The organism is Streptococcus downii (assembly GCF_004353325.1).
Lineage (GTDB): Bacteria > Bacillota > Bacilli > Lactobacillales > Streptococcaceae > Streptococcus > Streptococcus downii.
The window spans coordinates 51,167-75,960 of sequence record NZ_MZNX01000002.1; the positions used below are offsets into that span (position 1 = coordinate 51,167).

Below are 24,794 nucleotides of genomic sequence, written 5' to 3' on the forward strand. Positions count from 1 at the left end.
CTGTATGGTATACTGGTCTCATGAATGTAACAGATGACTGTTACTAGAAAGAAAAATGAGGACATTAACATGGTTGTTAAGACAGTTGTTGAAGCACAAGACATTTTTGACAAAGCTTGGGAAGGCTTCAAAGGCGTAGATTGGAAAGAAAAAGCAAGTATCTCTCGCTTCGTTCAAGCTAACTACACACCTTACGATGGAGATGAAAGTTTCCTTGCTGGACCAACAGAACGTTCACTTCACATCAAAAAAATCGTAGAAGAAACTAAGGCTCACTACGAAGAAACTCGTTTCCCAATGGACACTCGTCCAACATCTATTGCTGATATTCCTGCTGGATTTATCGACAAAGAAAACGAAGTTATCTTCGGTATCCAAAACGATGAACTCTTCAAATTGAACTTCATGCCAAAAGGTGGTATCCGTATGGCTGAAACGACTTTGAAAGAAAATGGATACGAACCAGACCCAGCTGTTCATGAAATCTTTACTAAATACGTAACAACAGTTAACGACGGTATCTTCCGTGCCTACACTTCAAACATCCGTCGTGCTCGTCACGCTCACACTGTAACTGGTCTTCCAGATGCCTACTCACGTGGACGTATCATCGGTGTTTACGCACGTCTTGCTCTTTACGGTGCAGACTATTTGATGCAAGAAAAAGTAAACGACTGGAATGCAATTAAAGAGATTGATGAAGAAACAATCCGTCTTCGTGAAGAAGTAAACCTTCAATACCAAGCATTGCAACAAGTTGTTCGCTTGGGTGACCTTTACGGAGTTGATGTTCGCAAACCAGCGATGAACGTTAAAGAAGCGATCCAATGGGTTAACATCGCCTTCATGGCTGTCTGCCGTGTTATCAACGGTGCTGCTACATCTCTCGGACGTGTGCCAATCGTATTGGACATCTTTGCAGAACGTGACCTTGCTCGTGGCACATTTACTGAATCAGAAATCCAAGAATTTGTTGATGATTTCGTTATGAAACTTCGTACAGTTAAATTTGCTCGTACAAAAGCTTATGACCAATTGTACTCAGGTGACCCAACTTTCATCACAACTTCTATGGCTGGTATGGGTAACGACGGTCGTCACCGTGTTACTAAGATGGACTACCGTTTCTTGAACACTCTTGACAATATCGGTAACTCTCCAGAGCCAAACTTGACAGTTCTTTGGACTGACAAATTGCCATACAACTTCCGTCGCTACTGTATGCATATGAGCCATAAACACTCTTCTATCCAATACGAAGGTGTAACAACAATGGCTAAAGATGGATATGGTGAAATGAGCTGTATCTCATGCTGTGTGTCACCACTTGACCCAGAAAACGAAGATCAACGCCACAACATCCAGTACTTCGGTGCTCGTGTAAACGTTCTTAAAGCCCTTCTTACTGGTTTGAACGGTGGTTACGACGATGTTCACAAAGACTACAAAGTATTTGACATCGACCCTATCCGTGACGAAGTTCTTGAATTCGAATCAGTTAAAGCGAACTTTGAAAAATCTCTTGACTGGTTGACTGACACTTACGTAGATGCTTTGAACATCATCCACTACATGACTGACAAGTACAACTACGAAGCTGTTCAAATGGCCTTCTTGCCAACTAAACAACGTGCCAACATGGGATTCGGTATCTGTGGATTTGCAAACACTGTTGATACATTGTCAGCGATCAAGTACGCTACGGTTAAACCGATCCGTGATGAAAATGGCTACATCTACGATTACGAAACAATCGGTGAATACCCACGTTGGGGTGAAGATGACCCACGTTCAAACGAATTAGCAGAATGGTTGATCGAAGCTTACACAACTCGTCTACGTAGCCACAAACTATACAAAGACGCAGAAGCTACAGTATCACTTTTGACCATCACATCTAACGTTGCTTACTCTAAACAAACTGGTAACTCACCAGTCCATAAAGGTGTATACCTCAACGAAGATGGTTCTGTAAACTTGTCTAAACTTGAATTCTTCTCACCAGGTGCTAACCCATCTAACAAAGCTAAAGGTGGATGGTTGCAAAACTTGAACTCACTTGCGAGCCTTGACTTCAGTTACGCAGCTGATGGTATCTCATTGACAACTCAAGTTTCACCACGCGCTCTTGGTAAGACTCGTGACGAACAAGTTGATAACTTGGTAACAATCCTTGATGGTTACTTTGAAAACGGTGGACAACACGTTAACTTGAACGTTATGGACTTGAACGATGTTTACGAAAAGATCATGTCAGGTGAAGATGTTATCGTGCGTATCTCTGGATACTGTGTAAACACTAAATACCTCACTCCAGAACAAAAAACTGAATTGACACAACGTGTCTTCCACGAAGTTCTTTCAATGGATGATGCATTGAGCTAAGATTCAATTAGAATAGAAAGAAAGCCAGTCGATATGACTGGCTTTTTTGCGTCCTTGAAAATTCTTTTAAAAATTAGTCAAATTTGGTCAAAAAGTTATTGACTTTTACTGACTAAAGTGGTATAGTAGAAACATAAGGAAAATGAATTCCTTAGAAAACTTCATTTTCAATGATCCTATTTCTTGAAAATGTATGATAGATACCCTAGAAAGGGGTGAGGCCTATGTTAAATCTAACAGATTTTGAAAAGAAGATGATAAAAGGCTTATTTAAGAAAGAAAAACCAGAAATTATACGTAGGGTAGCTAGTTAGCTAGTCTAAAATTTTTAAAACAAAGGTCAAAGATAGTCAATATCAGAGATCGCATATAATTAAGAATAAACGAGGTAAAGAATATGAACAACAACTTTAATAACTTTAACAACATGGATGATTTATTTAACCAATTGATGGGAGGTATGCGAGGATATAGTTCTGAAAATCGTCGCTACTTGATTAATGGACGTGAAGTGACACCTGAGGAATTTGCTCACTATCGTGCAACTGGTCAATTGCCAGGAAATGCAGAATCTGATGTGCAAATGCAACAACACGCTTCAGGTATGAAACAAGATGGTGTCCTTGCTAAACTAGGTCGTAACTTGACCGCAGAAGCTCGTGAGGGCAAGTTGGATCCTGTTATCGGACGAAACAAGGAAATTCAAGAAACATCTGAAATCCTCTCACGTCGTACGAAAAATAATCCTGTTCTGGTCGGAGATGCAGGTGTTGGTAAGACAGCCGTTGTAGAAGGTCTAGCACAAGCGATTGTGAATGGAGATGTTCCGGCTGCCATCAAGAACAAGGAAATTATTTCTATTGATATCTCAGGTCTTGAGGCTGGTACTCAATACCGTGGTAGCTTTGAAGAAAACGTTCAAAATCTAGTCAATGAAGTAAAAGAAGCAGGGAATATTATCCTCTTCTTTGATGAAATTCACCAAATCCTTGGCGCTGGCTCAATCGGAGGAGACAGTGGTTCTAAAGGGCTTGCGGACATTCTCAAGCCAGCTCTCTCTCGTGGTGAATTGACCGTTATTGGAGCGACAACTCAAGACGAATACCGTAACACCATCTTGAAAAATGCAGCTCTTGCTCGTCGTTTCAACGAAGTCAAGGTCAATGCTCCTTCAGCAGAGGATACCTTTAAAATCCTTCAAGGGATTCGTGACCTCTATCAACAACACCACAATGTCATCTTGCCAGACGAAGTCTTGAAAGCAGCAGTGGATTATTCAATCCAGTACATTCCTCAACGTAGCTTGCCAGACAAAGCCATCGATCTTGTCGATGTAACGGCAGCTCACTTGGCAGCTCAACATCCAGTAACAGATGTTCATGCTGTTGAACGTGAAATTGAGGCAGAAAAAGACAAGCAAGAAAAAGCAGTTGAGGCAGAAGACTTTGAAGCAGCTCTCAATGCCAAAACACGCATTGCAGAATTGGAGAAAAAAGTCGAAAACCACACAGAAGATATGAAAGTGACTGCCACTGTCAATGATGTGGCCGAATCTGTGGAACGAATGACAGGTATTCCAGTATCACAAATGGGAGCGTCAGACATCGAACGTCTCAAGGATATGGCCCATCGTTTGGAACACAAGGTTATTGGTCAAGATAAGGCAGTAGAAGCAGTGGCTCGTGCTATCCGTCGTAACCGTGCTGGTTTTGATGAAGGTAATCGCCCAATCGGTAGCTTCCTCTTCGTAGGTCCTACTGGGGTTGGTAAGACGGAACTTGCTAAGCAATTGGCACTCGATATGTTTGGAACTAAGGATGCTATTATTCGTTTGGATATGTCTGAATACAGTGACCGCACAGCCGTTTCTAAGTTGATTGGTACAACAGCAGGCTATGTGGGTTATGATGACAATAGCAATACCTTGACAGAACGTGTGCGTCGCAATCCTTATTCTATCATTCTCTTGGACGAAATTGAAAAGGCTGATCCTCAAGTCATTACCCTTCTCCTCCAAGTCTTGGATGATGGTCGTTTGACTGATGGTCAAGGAAATACAGTGAACTTTAAAAATACGGTCATTATCGCAACATCAAATGCTGGATTTGGCTATGAAGCTAATTTGACAGAAGATGCGGATAAACCAGAGTTGATGGATCGCTTGAAACCATTCTTTCGTCCAGAGTTCCTTAACCGCTTTAATGCAGTTATCGAGTTCTCACACTTAAATAAGGAAGATCTTTCTAAGATTGTGGACTTGATGTTGGCTGAAGTCAACCAAACCTTGGCTAAGAAAGACATTGATTTGGAAGTCAGTCAAGCAGCTAAGGACTTTATCACAGAAGAAGGTTATGACGAAGTCATGGGCGTTCGTCCTCTCCGACGCGTGGTTGAACAACAAATCCGTGATAAGGTAACAGACTTCCACTTGGATCACCTAGATGCCAAACATTTGGAAGCAGATATGGAAGATGGCGTTTTGGTCATTCGTGAAAAAGCCTAACTTAAGATTTTGAGAAAAAAATAAGGAACTAGCTAATAAGCTGGTTCCTTTATTTGTTTAGATGACATGACGCTCAAAGGCATCATCTGAAATTCCTTGTTCCAGGATGAGTTTCGCCCATTCTTTAGCAGAAAAGAGGCTGTGGTCCTTGTAGTTTCCGCAAGATTCGATGGTTGTTCCAGGAACATCTTCCCAAGTAGTGGTTTCAGCAATTTCCTTGAGCGAATCCTTGATAACAGCCGCGATTTCAGCACTGGTATGACGCCCCCACATAATCATGTGGAAGCCTGTACGGCAACCAAATGGTGAACAGTCAATCATGCCGTCAATGCGGGTACGGATGAGTTTGGCCAAGAGGTGCTCGATAGTGTGAAGGCCAGCGGTAGGGATAGAGTCTTCATTTGGTTGCACCAAACGAATATCAAAATTGGAGATGACATCTCCCTTTGGTCCAGTTTCTTCCCCAATCAAGCGGACATATGGGGCTTTAACAATGGTGTGGTCAAGTTCAAAACTTTCAACAATAACTTCTTTTGACATGGTCGTTCCTTTCAGTTTTCTTCTTTCATTATATCATAAAGCCTGCTCTTGATGGAGTTTAATAAATGACTTTTTGAGACTAGCATTATAACAAAGTCTCCATACAAAACCCTCAGGATTATAAAGAAAGAATGAAGTAAAGGAAAAGAAAAACTGAGTTCTTTCTAATGAAGCTAGAGCGACTTTTGAAAGGTGGGATTAACTTTTAGAATTTTTGCTCGATCTCTGAACTAATTCTGAACTAGATTGGATATACTGGAGAAAATAAAGATAAAGGAGTTCAGTGTGGAACATATGGTGAAAATAGAAGGAGTCTGCAAGAAGCATGGCAGCAAGCAGATTTTGGAAGATATTTCTTTTACAGCTAGAAGCGGGCGGATTACAGCTTTTCTGGGCCCGAATGGTGCTGGTAAAAGCTCGACCTTGAGGATTCTCTTGGGGTTAGATCGGGCGACAGCAGGAACTGCGACTTTTGATGGACAAACCTATCAGTCAATGACTTATCCACTCAGAACGGTAGGTGCAGCCTTTGACGGCATTGGCGGTTTGCCAAATCGTAAGGTCTATGACCACTTGAGGATTATTGCGGCGAGTAATGCTATTCCTAAGTTTCGGATTGATGAGGTATTGGAGATGACTGGAATTGCTCATAAGAGGAAGGACCTCTTGTCAAGCCTGTCTCTGGGGGAAGGTCAACGCTTGGGTTTGGCTGCAGCTTTGCTGGGTGATCCTCAGTTTCTTATATTAGATGAGCCGACCAATGGACTGGATCCAAGTGGGATTAAGTGGTTTAGAAAGTTCATCCGTCAGCAGGCTGATTTAGGGAAAACGGTACTTCTATCTTCTCATATCCTATCAGAGGTGCAAATGGTGACAGATGATGTAGTCTTGATTCATCATGGGCGAATTATTGAGCAGGGACAATTGGAAGAGGTACTGCAAGATTCAGACAGTCTAGAAGATCTCTTCTTTGATTTGACAGAGGAGGTTTAAGATGAAAGAAACGATGTCCTTATTGCATTCAGAATGGTTGAAAATTCGCTCAACCAAGGCTTTCAGAGTGAGTATGGCCTTCATGCTGCTATTGGTGCCTGCTGTATCCTGGCTGGAGGGGCGACAGTATTTGTCTATTGGCTTGGATGCCACCCCTAAGACGGTTCCCGGTCTGGCAGAAGCCATTGACCCGCTGGAATATCTAGGCCTCAATGGAGCTTCTATGGCGGGCATGGTTTTGGTCATTTTAGCTGGAATTTTGGGGGCTATGGAATTTCAGTCTCATAGCTTGAGAACTAGCCTCTTGACCTGTAATAACCGACTGAAGTTGCTTGTCGGAAAACTTATGACCTTTACTTGCTTTTCTCTTGCCAGCAACTTTTTATCAATTTACTTTAGTTATTTGGTCATGCATCTGGCTTTAGGAAAGGAAGGGCTTGATCCGATTTTGCTCAATCAGGCAGCTTGGAGTTTGATTTTGTGGAAAACCTTATCTCTAACCCTCTTGGGGATCCTTTCATTTTTGTTAGGTTTATTGGCTCGGACCATGCTAGTTCCTCTGCTATTTCTCGTACCCCAGATCTATAATCTGGGAAACTACCTAGCTGCTCACACGAGTTGGGGGGCATATTTGCCACAGCCAGCAGTAGAGTTGTTTGCTGCAACGCCAACTTCCCAATATGCCAACAATCCCTTGCAAGGACTCTTGATAATAAGCGTATGGTTGCTAGTCATCGGCGTCATGGCCTCTCTGCGCTTTTTGAAGACGGATTTAGGAGGACGCTACTGATGATAAAAGCTCTGCTTAAAAGTGAATGGATTAAGTTTCGTTCTTACTATCTCGTTCTTGGTGCCGCATTTGTGGCTCTGGTAGTCGTTCCTTTTTTTCTGATGAATCTTGACTACAGTCAGACAGCAGTTGGCCAGACAAAGGCTCTGAGTGAAGCTTTGCATGCTCTCTATCTGGCGCAGCCTGTCATCGTCATCTTTACTTCCCTCTATTTTGCCCAGGAGTTTGTCAAGTCTGGGATGCGAACGAATTTTCTAACCGTATCAAATAGAAAGGCTTGGTTGGCTGGGAAATTCCTTTTTCTGGCCGTTCTGCTCTTGGTTCTCTACAGTGTCATGATAGGCAGCTGTTTCTTTGTTATGCTGGCTCGATTTGACCTAGACTTTAGCTGGCCCTTACTGGGGAAATTCCTCTATTACAGCTCTTTTGGTCTTCTCAGCAATCTTTTTCTGGCTCTTTTAGCTGCTGGCCTCGCTTTGCTCTTTCAATCTTGGGTTGTGCCGGTGTCGGTGCTATTTCCTCTCTTGATTGGTCTTAGCCGTTTATTGGCAACTTTTATCAAAGAAGCAAAGTACCTGCCCGATCTGGCTACGCTAAATCTTTTTGAGTATGAAGGGCTTCAGAATTCGATAGATCTATCAGGGTTGGGAATACAGCTGTTCTGGCTAGCTTTGATTTGGAGCTCTGCTATATTCTTGACCTTGAAACGAGATGTTCGCTAGAGGTATGCTATAATGGAAATCATGAGACAGTATCGTATTTTGGTGGTTGATGACGACCGGAGCATTTTGAAGCTGGTGAAAAATGTCCTAGAGCTCGATGCTTATGATGTGACGACGCTTGATCGAATAGAAGAGCTAGAGCTGACGCATTTTGTCGGATATGACTTGATTTTGCTAGATGTGATGATGGAGCCTGTTAATGGTTTTGAGCTGTGCTCCTACATTCGTCCTCATCTTTCGTGTCCCATCATATTTTTGACGGCCAAGGAATTGGAGGCGGACAAGGTGGAAGGGCTCTTTCGCGGAGCAGATGACTATGTTGTCAAGCCTTTTGGGACCAACGAATTGCTGGCGCGTGTCAGGGCGCATCTTCGGCGGGAGGAAAGACGTGAGGAGCGCTATTCTGAGATTGCTTCTTGTCAATTTTATCCAGAGCGCTATGAAATTATCTGTTTTGGTAAAGTCTTGAAATTTTCAGAGCGAGAGTTTAAGTTGCTGCATTTACTAGCTAGCAATCCCAAGCAGACCTTTTCAGCTGAACGCCTGCATACTTTGCTTTATCCAGAAAGCTCAGAAACACAGCTTCGTTCCATCTCAGAATACGTATATCAGATTCGTCAAAAATGTAAACAAGAAGGGCTACAAGCAATCACAACAGTGAGAGGAGTAGGCTATAGATGGCAATTAGAACCCGTAATTTCAAAAGCCTAGTCTGGACAACTAGTTTAAAAATCGTCTTTTTCCATGTTTTGATTTTTGTGCTTATAGGTTATGAATTTACGCAAGGAAGTGATCACGTTCTTTTCACCTTGTTCTTTTGGGCGGGGAGCTTGCTGCTGATTACTTTTTATCATATTTTGAAATTGCTCCGAAAAATCGACAGGGAAATAAAAATGCTAACGAGTAAGAAGCTTTTAGAAGAAAATCAAAGCCAGCTTTTTCGGATCGAGGAAATGCTCGAAGTCTATAGCGATTTACGGAGTAGCCACCAAGAAAATGCTCGTCTTCTAGAAAAAGAGCAGCAGCATAATCAGGAGTTGATTTTACAGCTATCAGCGACATCGCACGATTTGAAAACGCCCCTAACTGTGATTAAGGGGAATGCTGAGCTCTTGGAATTGGCGCAGTTAGGACAGCCACAGGCAGACTATGCTGCTGAGATTTTGCAGGCTAGTTACAAGATGGAAGAATATTGTGGCTCTCTTATTGATTACGCTAAGGCTTTTCAGATTGATTCTAATCAGTTCAGTCAGCTTTCCTTAGAGGACTTTTTGGCTTATCTCCAGGACGATTGGGCACTGTTCAGTAAACAGGAAAGCTATCGTTTTTATCTCCAAGAAGATTGTGATCTTAGCTTGAGATTGTCCATTCATTTGGACTATCTCAAGCGAGCTTTGCTCAATATTTTACTGAATGCGCTTGAACATGCAGACCAGAATCAAAAGGAAGTCAAGCTGATGGTATCAGTGCAGCAGGACCAGTTGGTTTTTGCTATCTGGAACAATGGACCTGCATTTTCAGAGGAGATGCTGCTAGGAGCGGAACGGCTCTTTTATCAGAGTGACCAAAGCCGCAATTCAGCTAATCCCCATCATGGTATCGGCTTAGCCTTTTCTAAGCAGGTAGCTCTCTTGCATGGTGGTCGTCTGACCCTGCTCAATCTAGACCAAGGAGGAGCCTCTGTCGAGTTGACAATTTCATTGAAATAAATGAGGATGGAAAAATCATAAAAACGCATAATACCAAGTGTCCAAAAGACTTGATATTATGCGTTTGATTTTTTTATTATGTAAAGATTTACTGGATTTTTATCTCGAATTGAGTTTTTGTCCAGCCTTGTTTATTTATTTGCGATACAAGCGATCGTATTGGTAGAATGGGTCAAAGGTTACGTTGATACCTAGTTTGCGAAGGACGTTCTTGTCTTCATCGGTCAAGATGATGGTTGAATGAGCTTCGCTTCCTTTGAGATTCCCAAGTTCTTCCATGGCACGCGCAGCATCAGGATTTTCCATAGCTGTGATTGCAAGTGCAATCAAAATTTCATTTGAGTGGAGGCGAGGATTGCGGCTACCTAGATGATCGATTTTAAGACCTTGAATTGGTTTGACGACTTCAGGCTCGATTAGTTTCACTTCCTTAGCGATGTCAGCTGATTTTTTGATAGCATTGATCAAGGCAGCAGCTGTAGGACCAAAGAGTTCAGAGTTTTTACCAGTCACGATTTCCCCATTTGGCAATTCAAGGGCTAGGGCAGGGCCACCAGTTTCTTCTGCCTTTTGGCGTGCTGCGACAGCAACCTTGCGGTCTGCAGGTGTGATACCGAGGTCGTTCATGAGAAGTTCAATCTTCTTGACAGCAGTTTCTCCGACTTTTTCAGCTTTAAAATCAAGAACAGTTTGATAGTAGCGACGGATGATTTCTTGTTTAGAAGCTTCGACAGCAGCTTCATCATCTGTAATAGCGAAACCAACCATGTTGACACCCATGTCTGTTGGTGAAGCGTATGGAGATTCACCTAGGATACGTTCCAACATACGTTTGAGAACTGGGAAGATTTCGATATCACGGTTGTAGTTGACAGTGGTTTCTCCGTAGGTTTGGAGATGGAAAGGGTCAATCATATTGACATCGTCAAGGTCTGCGGTGGCAGCCTCATAGGCCAAGTTGACTGGATGATGAAGGGGCAGGTTCCAGACTGGGAAGGTTTCAAACTTAGCGTAACCAGACTTGATGCCATTGAGTTGGTCATGGTACATATTGGACATACAAGTTGCCAATTTTCCAGAACCAGGTCCAGGAGCGGTTACGACGATTAAGTTGCGACTGGTTTTGATGTAGTCGTTTTTCCCCATGCCTTCGGGAGAAATAATGTGATCCATATCCGTCGGATATCCTTTGATTGGATAATGAAGATAAGAATCAATCCCATTTTTATCTAACTGGTTGCGAAAGGCATCTGCAGCAGGTTGGCCAGCGTATTGTGTGATGACAACTGAGCCAACAAAAATTCCCAATTCGTTAAATTTATCAATCAAACGAAGAACTTCTTGGTCATAAGAAATGCCTAGGTCGCCACGCGCTTTAGAATGCTCGATGTTGCTTGCGTTAATGGCGATCACAACTTCAACCTGCTCTTTCAATTCTTGCAAGAGCTTGATTTTATTGTCAGGCTCATAACCAGGAAGGACACGAGCAGCGTGGAAATCTTCTAACATTTTGCCACCAAACTCCAAATAGAGCTTGCCGTCAAATTGGTTGATGCGCTCCAAGATATGATCGCGCTGTAGATTCAAATATTGTTCAGAACTAAAAGCTTGTTTTTTCATTTTTTTACCTCTGATCTCTATTATAATAAAAAATTGGAAGATAGGAAACTACGGAGTCAAAAAAGAAATCAAAAAGATTAGGCAAACGCTTGCACTAAGTTAAAAAAAGCGCTATCATAGACTATAGATTATTAAAATAATGAGGTAAGAAGATGCAAGAAAAATGGTGGCACAATGCCGTAGTCTATCAAGTCTATCCAAAGAGTTTTATGGATAGCAACGGAGATGGGATTGGCGATTTGCCAGGAATTACTAGTAAGTTGGACTATCTAGCCAAGTTAGGAATCACAGCGATTTGGCTTTCTCCTGTTTATGATAGCCCTATGGATGATAATGGCTACGATATTGCTGATTATCAAGCGATTGCAGCTATTTTCGGAACCATGGAGGACATGGACCAACTCATCGCAGAAGCTAAGAAACGTGATATTCGAATTATCATGGACTTGGTGGTCAATCATACCTCAGATGAACACGCATGGTTTGTCAAGGCTTGTGAGAATCCTGATAGCCCTGAGCGTGACTACTATATCTGGCGAGATGAGCCCAATGATTTGGAGTCTATCTTTAGTGGGTCTGCTTGGGAATACGATGAAAAGTCGGGTCAATACTATCTCCACTTTTTCAGTAAGAAACAGCCGGATCTCAACTGGGAGAATGAAAAACTTCGTCAGAAAATCTATGAGATGATGAACTTCTGGATTGATAAAGGTATTGGTGGTTTCCGTATGGATGTCATTGACATGATTGGGAAAATTCCTAATGAGAAGGTAGTGAATAATGGTCCTATGCTCCATCCCTATCTCAAGGAAATGAATCAGGCGACCTTTGGCGACAAAGATCTCTTGACAGTAGGAGAGACCTGGGGAGCAACGCCAGAGATTGCTAAGCTCTACTCGGATCCAAAGGGACAAGAATTGTCTATGGTCTTCCAGTTTGAACACATCTGTCTTCAGTATCAGGAAGGGCAACCTAAGTGGTATTACCAAAAAGAGCTGAATATCAGTAAGTTAAAAGAAATCTTCAACAAATGGCAGACAGAGTTAGGAGTTGAGGACGGCTGGAATTCTCTCTTCTGGAACAATCATGACCTCCCTCGTATTGTCTCTATCTGGGGAAATGACCAAGAATACCGTGAAAAATCTGCTAAAGCCTTTGCGATTTTGCTTCATCTCATGAGAGGGACCCCCTATATCTACCAGGGTGAAGAGATTGGGATGACAAACTATCCGTTTGAAACACTGGACCAAGTAGAAGATATTGAATCTCTCAACTATGCGCGTGAAGCTCTTGAAAAAGGCGTTTCTATAGAGGAAATCATGGACAGCATCCGTGTCATCGGGCGTGATAATGCTCGTACCCCAATGCAATGGGACGAGAGCAAAAATGCTGGTTTCTCAACAGGTCAACCTTGGTTGGCAGTTAATCCGAACTATCAAGCAATCAATGTTCAAGAAGCACTGGCAAATCCAGATTCTATTTTCTATACCTATCAGAAGCTGGTTCAGATCCGTAAGGAAAATAGCTGGCTGATTCGAGCTGACTTTGAACTACTTGATACGGCTGACAAGGTCTTTGCCTATATCCGCAAGGACGGAGACCGTCGTTTCCTAGTCGTGGCTAATTTGTCCAATGAAAAACAAGATTTTTCAGTAGAAGGAAAAGTGAAATCTGTCTTGATTGAAAACACTGTGGCTCAAGAAGCGCTTGAGAAACAGACCTTGGCTCCATGGGATGCCTTCTGTGTGGAAATGACTGACTAAAATGAGAGAACCTCAAGTTTCAAAAGCTTGAGGTTTTTTACTAAAAATTGTGTAGAAAAATCTTAAAAAAATATTTGTTAGAATTTTCTAAAAAATCTGGCGAAAGTCCTTGCTTTTATGAAAAAATAGGGTATAATGGTGAAAACACTATCTTTAAGGAGATTACTTATGAAATCGAAAAAGTGGCTCTTAGGAGCAGGTGCTGTCTTGAGTGCAGCCCTTCTGTTAACTGCTTGTGGGCAAAGCGAAAAGAAGGCTGATGCTCCCAAGACATTTTCTTATGTCTATGCAATAGATCCATCATCTTTGGACTACAGCGTGACGAGCAAGAGCTCAACTTCTGACGTTATAGCCAACGTTGTCGATGGCCTCTTGGAAAATGATAAGTATGGGAACTTAATTCCATCACTTGCAGAAGACTGGTCCGTTTCTAAAGATGGCTTGACCTATACCTACAAACTTCGTAAGGGCGTAAAATGGTATACTTCTGATGGAGAAGAGTATGCTGAAGTCAAGGCTCAAGACTTTGTTACAGGTCTGAAACACGCAGCTGACGGTAAATCAGACGGCCTCTCTCTCCTTCAAGATTCTATCAAAGGCTTGGCTGCCTACATCAGTGGTGAAAGCAATGACTTTTCTACTGTAGGAGTTAAGGCTGTTGATGATTACACGGTAGAATACACGCTCAACAAACCAGAAAGTTTCTGGAACTCTAAAGTTACAACTGCAACCATGCTTCCAGTTAATGAAGAGTTTTTGAATTCTAAAGGGAGCGACTACGGTGCGCCAACACCATCAAGTATTCTTTATAACGGTCCTTATTTCTTGAAATCATTGACTTCAAAATCAGTCATCGAATATGAAAAGAATCCAAACTACTGGGATAAGGACAATGTTAAGATTGACAACATCAAACTAACTTTCTATGATGGTTCCGACCAAGAATCTTTGATTCGCAGCTTTACACAAGGTGCTTATACAACAGCTCGTCTCTTCCCAACAAGCTCAAACTTTGAATCAACTAAAAAAGAGTACGGCGATAAGATTGTCTACAGTCCACAAGAAGCGACAAGCTACTATCTCACTGTTAACGTAAACCGTCAATCTTACAATAAAACAGCCAAAACAGACGAAGTTCAAAAAACATCAACCAAAGAAGCTCTTCTCAACAAGAACTTCCGTCAGGCACTGAACTTTGCCCTTGACCGTCACTCTTACACTGCTCAGTTGAATGGTGAAGAAGGGGCGGACAAGATTATCCGTAATAGCCTAGTACCTCATGACTACGTTCAAGTAGGTGAAAAGACCTTTGGAGAGTTGGCTCAGGCAGAGCTCGTTTCTTATGGTGACCAGTGGAAAGATGTAGCCCTTACAGATGGCAAGGATACGATTTATAGTCCTGAAAAAGCTAAGGCAGCCTTTGCAAAGGCTAAGGCAGAATTGCAGGCCAAGGGTGTGACCTTCCCAATCCGTTTGGACATCCCCGTTGAACAAACAGATGTAATCGCGGTTCAACAGACTAACTCACTCAAGCAGTCTATCGAGTCAACACTTGGTACAGAGAATGTCATCGTCGATGTCCTTCAAATGACAGATAATGAAAAAATGAGTATTACGTCTCAAGCTAAGGTTCCAGCACAAAAAGACTATGACTTGAACGGAACTGGTTGGGGACCAGACTATCAGGACCCAGCTACCTACCTAAACATTCTTGATGCTAAGAAGGGTTCTGCCCTTAAACACTTGGGTATCACCCGTGGAAAAGACCCAGAAGTGATGGCTCAAGTCGGTCTAGACGAATACAAGAAACTCTTGGATGATGCCGCAGCTGAAACCAGTGACCTCAATAAGCGTTATGAGAAATACGCTAAAGCTCAAGCTTGGGTATCAGATAGCTCACTCTTAATCCCAGTAGCTTCTTCAGGTGGTTCTCCAACTGTTAGCCGAACTGTACCGTTCTCAAAAGCATACTCACAAGTCGGAATCAAGGGAGATCCATTTGTCTTCAAAGGTTTGGAGCTGCAAAAGGATGTCGTAACTACAAAAGAATACGAAGAAGCTCTCAAGAAATGGCAGAAAGAAAAGATTGAAACAAATGCCAAATACCAAAAAGAGCTAGAAAAACACGTCAAGTAATCTATAAATAGAAAAGGAAGTTGCAGAAACTGTGCTTCCTTTTTTATTTTGAGATACCAGTTGTCATAAAAGCAGTAACTTTACATTTTTGAATAAATTTGATAAAATATGCCTATGTTATAAAAAGTGACATAAAGGAGTGAATGATGAAAATGAAAAAAAGACTTATCGGGACAGGTCTTGTCTTAGCGACAGGGATTTTGCTCTCGGCATGTGGACAGTCCAACACAGATACAAGCACTTATTCATCCACATTTAGTGCGAATCCGACAACTTTTAACTATCTTCTAGATTATTATGCGGATAACACTGCCGTTATTACCAATCTTGTAGATGGTTTGCTGGAAAATGATAGCTATGGCAATCTAACGCCAGCTCTAGCTGAAGATTGGTCTGTTTCAGCAGATGGTTTGACCTATACCTACAAACTCAGAAAAGATTCCAAGTGGTATACGGCTGATGGTGAGGAATATGCTTCAGTCAAAGCTCAGGATTTTGTCGCTGGGATCAAATATGCTGCGGACAACAAGGGGCAAGCCATGGATCTCATTCAAAATTCTATCAAGGGATTGAATGACTATGTGACAGGTGCGACCAATGACTTCACAACAGTTGGTGTCAAAGCCTTGGATGACTACACAGTCGAGTATACTTTGACACGGCCAGAACCTTATTGGAACTCAAAAACAACCAATAGTATCCTTTTCCCAGTCAACGAAGAGTTCTTGAAATCAAAGGATAAAGATTTTGGTACCTTGACACCAGACAGTATCCTTTATAATGGACCATATCTGTTAAAAGATTTTACATCAAAATCTTCGATCGAATATGTGAAGAATCCACACTATTATGACCATGATAAAGTAACCATTGAAAAAGTTAAACTGGCTTATTTTGATGGCTCTGATCAGGAGATGACCATTCGAAACTTTGAAAGTGGTGCTTACTCGATTGCAGGAGTCTATCCAAATAGTTCGAACTATGCTAAGACGAAAGAAAAATACCAAGACAATATCGTTTATAGCTTGCAGGACAAGACTTCTTGGTACTTCAACTTTAACGTTAACCGTAAAGCCTATAACCATACTGCAAAAACATCAGATCAACAAAAGAACTCAACGCAAACAGCTATCTTAAATAAAAATTTCCGTCAGGCTATCAACTTTGGTATTAATCGAACAGCCTACTCTGCCCAATCTAACGGTGAAGAAGCGGCAAGTAAGACCCTTCGAAATACCCTTGTTCCCCCAACATTTGTCCAGGTGGGAGATAAGACTTTTGGAGAAGTAACAGCTTCTAAGCTTGTGAACTACGGAACTGAGTGGTCAGGTATCAATTTGGCAGATGCTCAAGATGCCTACTTTAACAAGGAAAAGGCCCAAGCAAAATTTGCGGAAGCCAAAAAGGAATTGGAAGCCCAAGGCGTGACTTTCCCAATCCATTTGGATGTCCCTGTTGATCAGACGAATAAAAATGCGGTCTCTGGTATGAACTCGGTTAAACAAACCCTTGAAACAGTACTAGGTTCTGACAATATCGTCATTGATGTTCAACAGCTTTCGACAGATGACTTTGGAAATGTCGCCTTCCTAGCACCAAATCCAGCAGCTCGTGATTACGACCTAAACTTTGATGGTTGGGTTGGTGATTACCAGGATCCATCAACTTATTTAGATCCCTTCAACGCTGAAACTGGCTTCTATCTCAAGATTTTTGGTATTGACGCCAAGGATGACCAAGAGCTCATCAAGAGTCTAGGGTTAGATACCTATACACAACTCCTGAAAGAAGCAGATGCTGAGAACAAAGATGTCGCTAAGCGTTATGAAAAATACGCTGAAGCTCAAGCTTGGATGATCGACAATTCTCTGGTCATGTCTGCTATGTCAAATGGTGGTACAGCCTCTGTAACCAAAGTAACTCCGTTTACACGTGCCTACTCTCTAGTGGGAATCAAGGGTGACGGAAATAATTACAAGTACATGAGATTACAAAAAGATCCTGTTACCAAGAAACAATTTGATGAAGCCAAGGCTAAGTGGGAAGCAGAAAGTAAAAAAGCTATCGAAAAGAGTCAAAAAGAATTTTCAAACCACGTTAAATAAAAAGTTGAAATAAGGTCTCTTGCAAGGGATCTTATTTTTGTTTGCTCAAGCTCCTAAATAATGAAAGCGATCACTTCGAAATATAGCTAAGAAAAAATGAATGAAAACGCTGAGAATTAGGGAAATAAATGGAATTTGTCCTACTTCTGTGGTATAATTAATCTAATAATTAACGTATAGGGGAGTACCATGACTAAACGTTCAAAGAGATCTCGCTCGGGGAAAGTAAAGCGAAGCGTTAACATAGCCTTGTTAGCTGTTTATCTATTGTTGGCTGGCTTTTTATTGTTTTTGATTTTTAAATACCATATCCTTGCTTTTAGATATCTTAATCTAGTGGCAACTGCCTTAGTTCTACTAGTTGCCTTAGTAGGGCTGCTCTTGATTATCTATAAAAAAGCTGAAAAGTTTACCATTTTTCTGTTGGTGCTCTCTATCCTTGCCAGCTCTGTGTCGCTCTTTGCAGTACAGCAGTTTGTTGGACTGACCAATCGTTTAAATGCGACATCTAATTACTCAGAATATTCGATCAGTGTCGCTGTTTTAGCAGATAGTGAGATTGGGAATGTTACGCAACTGACGAATGTGACAGCACCGACTGGGACTGATAATGAAAATATTCAAAAACTACTAGCTGATATCAAATCAAGTCAGAATACCGATTTGACGGTCAATCAGAGTTCGTCTTACTTGGCAGCCTACAAGAGTTTGATTGCAGGAGATGCCAAAGCCATTGTCCTAAATAGTGTCTTTGAAAATATCATCGAGTCAGACTATCCAGATTACGCATCGAAGATAAAAAAGATTTATACCAAGGGATTCACTAAAAAAGTAGAAGCTCCTAAGACGTCTGAGAATCAGTCTTTCAATATCTATGTTAGTGGAATTGATACTTATGGTCCAATTAGTTCGGTGTCGCGTTCAGATGTCAATATCCTGATGACTGTCAATCGAGATACCAAGAAAATCCTCTTGACCACAACGCCACGTGATGCTTATGTACCAATCGCAGATGGTGGAAATAATCAAAAGGATAAATTGACCCATGCAGGCATTTATGGAGTAGACTCGTCGATTCATACCCTGGAAAACCTATATGGGGTTGATATCAATTACTATGTCCGATTGAACTTTACTTCATTTTTGAAATTGATTGATTTGTTGGGTGGGGTAGATGTTTATAATGATCAGGAATTTACCGCACACACTAATGGGAAGTACTATCCAGTTGGAAATGTCCACTTAGATTCTGAGCAAGCTCTTGGTTTTGTTCGTGAGCGCTACTCTCTAGCAGATGGAGATCGTGATCGTGGACGCAATCAACAAAAGGTGATTGTGGCTATCCTTCAAAAATTAACTTCGACCGAAGCACTGAAAAATTATAGTACAATCATTGATAGCTTGCAAGATTCTATCCAAACAAACATGCCACTTGAGACCATGATGAACTTGGTCAATGCTCAGTTAGAAAGTGGTGGAACTTACAAAGTGAATTCGCAAGACTTGAAGGGTACGGGACGGATGGATCTTCCTTCCTATGCGATGCCAGATAGTAACCTCTATATGATGGAAATTAACGACAGTAGCCTTGCATCTGTCAAAACTGCTATTCAAGACGTGTTGGAGGGTAGATGAAATGATTGATATTCATTCGCACATTGTCTTTGATGTAGATGATGGTCCCAAGTCAAGAGAGGAAAGCAAGGCTCTCTTGACAGAAGCCTACAGACAGGGGGTGCGAACCATTGTCTCTACCTCTCACCGTCGCAAGGGCATGTTTGAAACTCCAGAAGAGAAGATAGCAGAAAACTTTCTTCAGGTTCGGGAAATAGCTAAGGAAGTCGCGAGTGACTTGGTCATTGCTTATGGGGCTGAAATTTACTACACACCAGATGTTTTGGCTAAGCTGGAAAAAAATCGGATTCCGACCCTCAATAATAGTCGTTATGCCTTGATAGAGTTTAGTATGAACACCCCTTATCGCGATATTCATAGTGCCTTGAGTAAAATATTGATGTTGGGAATTACTCCAGTCATTGCTCACATTGAGCGTTATGATGCACTTGAAAATGATGAACAACGCGTTCGAGAGCTGATCAATATGGGCTGTTACACGCAAGTAAATAGTTCACATGTCCTCAAATCCAAACTTTTTGGAGAACGTTATAAATTCATGAAAAAAAGAGCGCAGTATTTCTTGGAGCGTGATTTGGTTCATGTGATTGCAAGTGATATGCACAATCTAGACGGTAGACCTCCTCATATGGCAGAAGCATATGACCTTGTTTCCCAAAAATACGGAGAAGCAAAGGCTCAGGAACTTTTTATAGACAATCCTCGAAAAATTGTAATGGATCAACTAATTTAGGAGAAATGATGAAAGAACAAAACACGATAGAAATTGATGTATTTCAATTACTTAAAACCTTGTGGAAACGCAAGCTAATAATTTTATTAGTGGCACTTGTGACAGGTGCGGGAGCTTTTGCATATAGCACTTTTATTGTTAAGCCAGAATATACGAGTACCACGCGTATTTACGTAGTCAACCGTAATCAAGGAGATAAGCCAGGACTAACGAATCAGGACTTGCAGGCAGGATCTTATCTGGTAAAAGACTACCGCGAAATTATCCTTTCGCAAGATGTATTGGAAAAGGTAGCGACAAATTTGAAATTGGATATGCCAGCAAAAACGTTAGCTAGCAAAGTTCAAGTGACTGTACCAGCTGACACTCGTATCGTCTCAATCTCTGTCAAGGATAAACAACCAGAGGAAGCCAGTCGCATTGCTAATTCTCTACGAGAAGTTGCTGCAGAAAAGATCATCGCTGTAACGCGAGTATCTGATGTAACGACGCTTGAAGAAGCGCGATCAGCTACGACTCCCTCTTCTCCAAATGTTCGACGCAATACCTTATTTGGTTTTCTTGGAGGAGCCATCGTAACAGTAATTACTGTTCTTTTGATTGAGTTACTCGATACCCGTGTGAAACGTCCTGAAGATGTTGAAGATGTACTGCAAATTCCACTTCTAGGAGTCGTTCCAGCTTTGGACAAAATGAAATAGGAGGAAGTTATGCCAACGTTAGAAATCTCACAGGCAAAATTGGATCTTGTAAAAAAGGCAGAGGAATATTATAATGCTTTGTGCACGAACCTACAGTTAAGTGGAGATGATTTGAAAGTATTTTCTATCACTTCTGTGAAACCAGGAGAAGGAAAATCAACGACTTCCACCAATATCGCTTGGGCTTTTGCGCGTGCAGGTTACAAAACGCTGCTGATTGATGGAGATATTCGCAATTCTGTTATGTCAGGTGTCTTTAAAGCAAGGGATAAAATTACAGGTCTGACAGAATTTCTATCAGGGACTACAGACCTGTCACAGGGGCTTTGTGATACCAATGTTGAGAATCTCTTTGTGATTCAGGCTGGCTCTGTGTCACCAAATCCGACAGCACTTCTCCAAAGTAAGAATTTCAGTACAATGCTTGAAACCTTGCGTAAATATTTTGACTATATCATCGTAGACACTGCTCCTGTCGGTGTCGTGATTGATGCGGCTATCGTTACGCGAAAATGCGATGCTTCTATTTTAGTGACAGCGGCAGGTGAAACAAATCGACGGGATATTCAAAAAGCGAAAGAACAGTTGGAACAAACTGGGAAGCCGTTTTTAGGAGTTGTGTTGAACAAATTCGATACTTCAGTAGACAAATACGGTTCTTATGGAAATTATGGTGATTACGGAAAAGAATAAAAAATAGGCTGGGGGATAGAGATGAATGGAAAAGTAGTAAAGCCTTCATTGGCCATAGTCCAGAGTTTTCTTATTATTTTATTGACTTATCTACTTAGTGCTGTGAGAGAAACGGAGATTGTTTCAACAACAGCTATTGCACTTTATATCCTCCACTATTTTGTCTTTTATATCAGTGATTATGGACAGGATTTTTTTAAAAGGGGATATTTGATTGAACTTGTCCAGACATTGAAATATATCCTATTCTTTGCGCTAGCGATTAGTATTTCTAATTTTTTCTTAGAAGATCGATTTAGTATTTCCAGACGAGGTATGATTTACTTCCTCCTATTACATGCTCTCTTAGTCTATTTGCTAAACCTATTTATCAAGTGGTATTGGAAGCGGGCTTATCCCAACTTTAAAGGAAGTAAGAAGATCCTCCTACTTACAGCAGCTTCTCGTGTCGAAAAGGTACTGGATAGACTAATAGAATCAGATGATGTTGTTGGGGAGTTGGTAGCCGTCAGTGTTTTAGACAAACCAGATTTTCAGCATGATTATTTAAAGGTTGTAGCAGAAGGGGAGATAGTAAACTTTGCGACTCATGAGGTGGTCGATGAAGTTTTTATCAATCTTCCAAGTGAAAAATACAATATTGGAGAGCTCGTCTCTCAGTTTGAAACGATGGGAATTGATGTAACAGTCAATCTAAATGCTTTTGATCGCAGTTTGGCACGTAACAAGCAAATTCGTGAGATGGCAGGATTAAACGTTGTGACTTTTTCTACAACATTTTATAAGACTAGCCACGTGATTGCTAAGCGGGTTATTGATATTATCGGTTCTCTGGTAGGTTTGATACTATGTGGTTTAGTCAGTATTGTGCTGGTTCCTTTGATTCGAAAGGATGGGGGCTCTGCTATTTTTGCTCAGACGCGTATTGGGAAAAATGGCCGCCAGTTCACTTTTTATAAGTTTCGCTCTATGTGTGTAGATGCTGAGGATAAAAAAAGAGAACTCATGGAACAAAATACCATGCAGGGTGGAATGTTTAAGGTGGATGATGATCCACGTATCACGAAAATTGGTCGTTTTATAAGGAAGACTAGCTTGGACGAGCTACCACAGTTTTACAATGTTCTAAAGGGAGATATGAGTTTGGTAGGTACACGACCACCAACAGTGGACGAGTATGAGCACTATACCCCAGAACAAAAACGTCGCCTAAGTTTTAAACCTGGCATAACGGGGTTATGGCAGGTCAGCGGACGAAGTGAAATCAAAAATTTCGATGAAGTTGTCAAATTAGATGTGGCCTATATAGACGATTGGACAATTTGGAAAGATATTGAAATTTTATTGAAGACAGTTAAAGTAGTATTTATGAGAGATGGAGCGAAGTAGAGAGTTAAATTCAACTACTACTCATATTATAATGCGTCTTTTGTAAGTGTGATAAAGAAAGTGAAAGAGGAAGAAAAAATGGGAAATTATGATTATCTTATTGTAGGTGCAGGACTTTTTGGTGCAGTATTTGCACATGAGGCTGCGCTTAAAGGAAAAAAAGTAAAAGTGATTGAGAAACGCGATCATATCGCGGGAAATATTTATACTCGTGAAGAGGAAGGGATCCAAGTACATCAGTATGGTGCACATATCTTTCATACTTCTGAGAAAGAAATTTGGGACTATGTAAATCAATTTGCAGAGTTTAACCGTTACACAAATTCTCCTGTTGCAAACTATAAGGGAGAGATTTATAACCTTCCTTTTAATATGAATACATTCAATAAACTTTGGGGAGTTGTAACGCCAGCAGAAGCACAAGCTAAGATTGATGAACAACGTGCAGTTTTAAATGGGAAAACTCCTGAAAATTTGGAAGAACAGGCAATCTCTCTTGTAGGTACAGACATCTATGAAAAATTAATCAAAGACTATACAGAGAAACAGTGGGGCAAGCCAACTACAGAACTTCCAGCATTTATCATTCGCCGTTTGCCAGTACGCCTGACCTACGATAACAACTATTTTAACGATACCTATCAGGGGATTCCAATTGGTGGTTACACTCAAATAGTTGAAAAAATGTTGGATCATGAAAATATTGATGTAGAAATAAATGTTGATTTCTTTGCGAATAAAGAGCAATATCTAAAAGAGTTTCCTAAGATTGTCTTTACGGGTATGATTGATGAATTCTTCGACTATAAGTTGGGCGAACTAGAGTACCGTAGTCTTCGTTTTGAAAACGAGACCTTGGATATGGAGAATTACCAAGGAAATGCAGTTGTGAACTATACAGATGCTGATACCCCATATACTCGCATTATTGAACACAAACATTTTGAGTTTGGGAATCAAGAAAAAACTATTATTACTAAAGAACATTCTAAAACATGGGAAAAGGGAGATGAACCATACTACCCGGTTAATAATGATCGTAACAATCGTTTATACCAATCGTATAAGAAACTTGCAGAAGCACATAAAAATGTTATTTTTGGCGGTCGTTTAGGACATTATCGATATTATGATATGCATCAAGTTATAGCAGCGGCTTTACAGTGCGTTCGTAGTGAGATTAAGTGATAATTAGTAAAAAGAAAATGTAGGTTTGAACTTGAAATTTTATATAAAATTTAATCTGAATTTTTTGTTATTATTACTATTTTTCTTGTATTCATTTTTCTATGTTATAGATTTATCGTTATTTAATACTTTTCAATTAAATAATGTTGTGCAAATGATATTATTCGTATTTTTGATAATAATATTCTTTGGGAAGAATTTAAGCTATTTAAAAAATATAAAATATTTTACGATTTCTGTTCTCATATTGATAATATTTCTTATTTCAGCATTTGTTACAAAAAGATTATATTTAATAAATTATGCACTTTTTATAATTAATGGAATGACTGTGGATTTTAGAAAAATTGTTAATAGTTCATTCTGGGGGACTTTGATTGCTACACTAACAGTAGTTGTGGCATCAAAAATGGGAATATTAAGCGACCTTGTTTATATTACGGGAGGACGTATATCACATAGCTTTGGTTTTTCATATTTTTCTCATCTATCATTTTTAGTATTTTACTTATTTCTTAATTATTTATTTTTAAGAGGTAAAAGTATTACTTATTTTGAAATTATAGGATTATTTGCTATCGACTATCTTGTATATTCAACTACAACTAACAGATTAAGTCATTATCTCGGAATTTTTGTTTTGCTAATGTTTGTATTAGCAATTAAATTAAACTGGATTAAATTTAAATCATATTTTTTTAAAATTTTTTCATTATATTCCTACTCAGTAGGACTTTTGCTCTCTATTTATATAGCAAATAATTATGATCCGGGTGAGGTAATTTGGAGAAACTTAAATCATTTACTGAGTAATCGTCTAGGTTTTCAAAAAATTGCATTTGCTTTATATCAACCTCAGTTATTTGGAAATGATATTCAAATGGTTGGAAATTATGAGATTGAAATTTTGAATCGAATTGTTACAGAAAATAGTTTCTACTTAGATTCTGGTTTTTTATATTCTTGGCTAGGATATGGCATTTTATTTACAATACTATTAATAATATTATATACATCAATTTTTTATAAGGCTTATAAAAATAAAGATAAGGCAATATATATATGGTGTATGGCAATATTCTTCTTTTCATTTATAAATAACACTTGGGTAAACATAACATATAACCCATTACTTTTCATGTTGGGAGGGAGCTTGTTGGCTTCAAATGTAAGATATGAGAAACAATAG

19 protein-coding genes are annotated in these 24,794 nt (G+C 40.3%); 17 read left to right on the forward strand and 2 right to left on the reverse strand.

Annotation, left to right across the window (positions count from 1 at the left end):
• Window positions 1-69: 69 nt before the first annotated feature.
• Both pflB and E2R31_RS00910 read left to right on the forward strand, forming a co-directional pair.
• The gene (gene pflB, locus E2R31_RS00905) at window positions 70-2,385 is read left to right on the forward strand and encodes a formate C-acetyltransferase (protein ID WP_132972391.1); all 2,316 of its coding nucleotides are present in this window, start codon (window positions 70-72) and stop codon (window positions 2,383-2,385) included.
• 397 nt (window positions 2,386-2,782) lie between these two features.
• Window positions 2,783-4,888: an ATP-dependent Clp protease ATP-binding subunit gene (locus tag E2R31_RS00910; RefSeq protein ID WP_132972345.1), complete on the forward strand. Its 2,106-nt coding sequence runs from the start codon at window positions 2,783-2,785 to the stop codon at window positions 4,886-4,888.
• A gap of 57 nt (window positions 4,889-4,945) precedes the next feature.
• Here the strand turns inward: E2R31_RS00910 and E2R31_RS00915 are convergent, their stop codons facing one another.
• Window positions 4,946-5,428 carry an S-ribosylhomocysteine lyase gene (locus E2R31_RS00915; RefSeq protein WP_000032557.1) on the reverse strand — a complete coding sequence of 161 codons (483 nt, stop codon included), beginning with the start codon at window positions 5,426-5,428 and terminating at the stop codon, window positions 4,946-4,948.
• A gap of 285 nt (window positions 5,429-5,713) precedes the next feature.
• Here E2R31_RS00915 and E2R31_RS00920 point away from each other — a divergent pair, with 285 nt between their 5' ends.
• From E2R31_RS00920 to E2R31_RS00940, 5 genes are read left to right on the forward strand one after another with little or no spacing between them, the layout of a single operon-like run.
• Window positions 5,714-6,421 carry an ABC transporter ATP-binding protein gene (locus tag E2R31_RS00920; protein ID WP_132972347.1) on the forward strand — a complete coding sequence of 236 codons (708 nt, stop codon included), beginning with the start codon at window positions 5,714-5,716 and terminating at the stop codon, window positions 6,419-6,421.
• Window position 6,422: 1 nt separating this feature from the next.
• Window positions 6,423-7,211, forward strand: a complete 789-nt coding sequence (locus E2R31_RS00925; protein WP_132972349.1) for a lantibiotic ABC transporter permease — start codon at window positions 6,423-6,425, stop codon at window positions 7,209-7,211.
• On the forward strand, window positions 7,211-7,933 hold the full coding sequence (locus E2R31_RS00930) for an ABC transporter permease (RefSeq protein WP_000588278.1): 723 nt from the start codon (window positions 7,211-7,213) through the stop codon (window positions 7,931-7,933). The genes E2R31_RS00925 and E2R31_RS00930 overlap by 1 nt, the downstream gene beginning before the upstream one ends.
• Before the next feature lie 12 nt (window positions 7,934-7,945).
• Complete coding sequence (locus E2R31_RS00935; RefSeq protein ID WP_084945098.1) at window positions 7,946-8,644, forward strand: response regulator transcription factor; 699 nt, start codon at window positions 7,946-7,948, stop codon at window positions 8,642-8,644.
• A complete protein-coding gene (locus E2R31_RS00940) occupies window positions 8,611-9,642 on the forward strand; it encodes a sensor histidine kinase (protein WP_084945099.1) in 1,032 nt (343 codons plus the stop codon). Before E2R31_RS00935 ends, E2R31_RS00940 begins: the two co-directional genes overlap by 34 nt.
• 135 nt (window positions 9,643-9,777) lie before the next feature.
• Here E2R31_RS00940 and E2R31_RS00945 read toward each other — a convergent pair whose 3' ends face one another.
• Window positions 9,778-11,262, reverse strand: a complete 1,485-nt coding sequence (locus E2R31_RS00945; RefSeq protein WP_042902876.1) for a DUF1846 domain-containing protein — start codon at window positions 11,260-11,262, stop codon at window positions 9,778-9,780.
• A gap of 152 nt (window positions 11,263-11,414) precedes the next feature.
• Between E2R31_RS00945 and E2R31_RS00950 the strand changes: the two genes are divergently transcribed.
• The 10 genes from E2R31_RS00950 to E2R31_RS00995 all read left to right on the forward strand — a co-directional run bounded on the left by E2R31_RS00950 (window position 11,415) and on the right by E2R31_RS00995 (window position 24,794).
• On the forward strand, window positions 11,415-13,025 hold the full coding sequence (locus tag E2R31_RS00950) for a glycoside hydrolase family 13 protein (protein WP_132972351.1): 1,611 nt from the start codon (window positions 11,415-11,417) through the stop codon (window positions 13,023-13,025).
• Window positions 13,026-13,193: 168 nt separating this feature from the next.
• Entirely contained in the window at window positions 13,194-15,161 is a 1,968-nt protein-coding gene (locus tag E2R31_RS00955; RefSeq protein ID WP_132972353.1) for a peptide ABC transporter substrate-binding protein, read from the forward strand.
• A gap of 143 nt (window positions 15,162-15,304) precedes the next feature.
• Window positions 15,305-17,266 carry a peptide ABC transporter substrate-binding protein gene (locus tag E2R31_RS00960; RefSeq protein WP_132972355.1) on the forward strand — a complete coding sequence of 654 codons (1,962 nt, stop codon included), beginning with the start codon at window positions 15,305-15,307 and terminating at the stop codon, window positions 17,264-17,266.
• Window positions 17,267-17,455: 189 nt separating this feature from the next.
• The gene (cpsA, locus tag E2R31_RS00965; protein ID WP_132972357.1) at window positions 17,456-18,901 is read left to right on the forward strand and encodes an LCP family glycopolymer transferase CpsA; all 1,446 of its coding nucleotides are present in this window, start codon (window positions 17,456-17,458) and stop codon (window positions 18,899-18,901) included.
• A gap of 1 nt (window position 18,902) precedes the next feature.
• A complete protein-coding gene (gene cps4B / locus E2R31_RS00970; protein WP_132972359.1) occupies window positions 18,903-19,634 on the forward strand; it encodes a capsular polysaccharide biosynthesis protein Cps4B in 732 nt (243 codons plus the stop codon).
• An 8-nt stretch (window positions 19,635-19,642) separates the two neighbouring features.
• The gene (gene cpsC / locus E2R31_RS00975) at window positions 19,643-20,335 is read left to right on the forward strand and encodes a capsular polysaccharide biosynthesis protein CpsC (protein WP_132972393.1); all 693 of its coding nucleotides are present in this window, start codon (window positions 19,643-19,645) and stop codon (window positions 20,333-20,335) included.
• 9 nt (window positions 20,336-20,344) lie between these two features.
• Window positions 20,345-21,028 carry a tyrosine-protein kinase gene (locus E2R31_RS00980; protein ID WP_132972361.1) on the forward strand — a complete coding sequence of 228 codons (684 nt, stop codon included), beginning with the start codon at window positions 20,345-20,347 and terminating at the stop codon, window positions 21,026-21,028.
• A 21-nt stretch (window positions 21,029-21,049) separates the two neighbouring features.
• Complete coding sequence (locus E2R31_RS00985; RefSeq protein WP_132972363.1) at window positions 21,050-22,417, forward strand: sugar transferase; 1,368 nt, start codon at window positions 21,050-21,052, stop codon at window positions 22,415-22,417.
• A gap of 78 nt (window positions 22,418-22,495) precedes the next feature.
• On the forward strand, window positions 22,496-23,605 hold the full coding sequence (gene glf / locus E2R31_RS00990; protein WP_132972365.1) for a UDP-galactopyranose mutase: 1,110 nt from the start codon (window positions 22,496-22,498) through the stop codon (window positions 23,603-23,605).
• 331 nt (window positions 23,606-23,936) lie between these two features.
• Window positions 23,937-24,794: a hypothetical protein gene (locus tag E2R31_RS00995; RefSeq protein WP_165941771.1), complete on the forward strand. Its 858-nt coding sequence runs from the start codon at window positions 23,937-23,939 to the stop codon at window positions 24,792-24,794.

Excerpts from the sequence above, each read along its gene's own strand:
- E2R31_RS00930 (WP_000588278.1), top strand. The coding sequence starts at position 7,211 with ATGATAAAAGCTCTGCTTAAAAGTGAATGGATTAAGTTTCGTTCTTAC.
- cpsA (WP_132972357.1), top strand. The coding sequence starts at position 17,456 with ATGACTAAACGTTCAAAGAGATCTCGCTCGGGGAAAGTAAAGCGAAGC.
- cps4B (WP_132972359.1), top strand. The coding sequence starts at position 18,903 with ATGATTGATATTCATTCGCACATTGTCTTTGATGTAGATGATGGTCCC.
- E2R31_RS00945 (WP_042902876.1), bottom strand. The coding sequence starts at position 11,262 with ATGAAAAAACAAGCTTTTAGTTCTGAACAATATTTGAATCTACAGCGC.
- E2R31_RS00925 (WP_132972349.1), top strand. The coding sequence starts at position 6,423 with ATGAAAGAAACGATGTCCTTATTGCATTCAGAATGGTTGAAAATTCGC.
- E2R31_RS00955 (WP_132972353.1), top strand. The coding sequence starts at position 13,194 with ATGAAATCGAAAAAGTGGCTCTTAGGAGCAGGTGCTGTCTTGAGTGCA.
- E2R31_RS00940 (WP_084945099.1), top strand. The coding sequence starts at position 8,611 with ATGGCAATTAGAACCCGTAATTTCAAAAGCCTAGTCTGGACAACTAGT.
- E2R31_RS00960 (WP_132972355.1), top strand. The coding sequence starts at position 15,305 with ATGATGAAAATGAAAAAAAGACTTATCGGGACAGGTCTTGTCTTAGCG.
- E2R31_RS00910 (WP_132972345.1), top strand. The coding sequence starts at position 2,783 with ATGAACAACAACTTTAATAACTTTAACAACATGGATGATTTATTTAAC.
- E2R31_RS00950 (WP_132972351.1), top strand. The coding sequence starts at position 11,415 with ATGCAAGAAAAATGGTGGCACAATGCCGTAGTCTATCAAGTCTATCCA.
- E2R31_RS00985 (WP_132972363.1), top strand. The coding sequence starts at position 21,050 with ATGAATGGAAAAGTAGTAAAGCCTTCATTGGCCATAGTCCAGAGTTTT.
- pflB (WP_132972391.1), top strand. The coding sequence starts at position 70 with ATGGTTGTTAAGACAGTTGTTGAAGCACAAGACATTTTTGACAAAGCT.
- E2R31_RS00935 (WP_084945098.1), top strand. The coding sequence starts at position 7,946 with ATGGAAATCATGAGACAGTATCGTATTTTGGTGGTTGATGACGACCGG.
- glf (WP_132972365.1), top strand. The coding sequence starts at position 22,496 with ATGGGAAATTATGATTATCTTATTGTAGGTGCAGGACTTTTTGGTGCA.
- E2R31_RS00980 (WP_132972361.1), top strand. The coding sequence starts at position 20,345 with ATGCCAACGTTAGAAATCTCACAGGCAAAATTGGATCTTGTAAAAAAG.
- cpsC (WP_132972393.1), top strand. The coding sequence starts at position 19,643 with ATGAAAGAACAAAACACGATAGAAATTGATGTATTTCAATTACTTAAA.
- E2R31_RS00915 (WP_000032557.1), bottom strand. The coding sequence starts at position 5,428 with ATGTCAAAAGAAGTTATTGTTGAAAGTTTTGAACTTGACCACACCATT.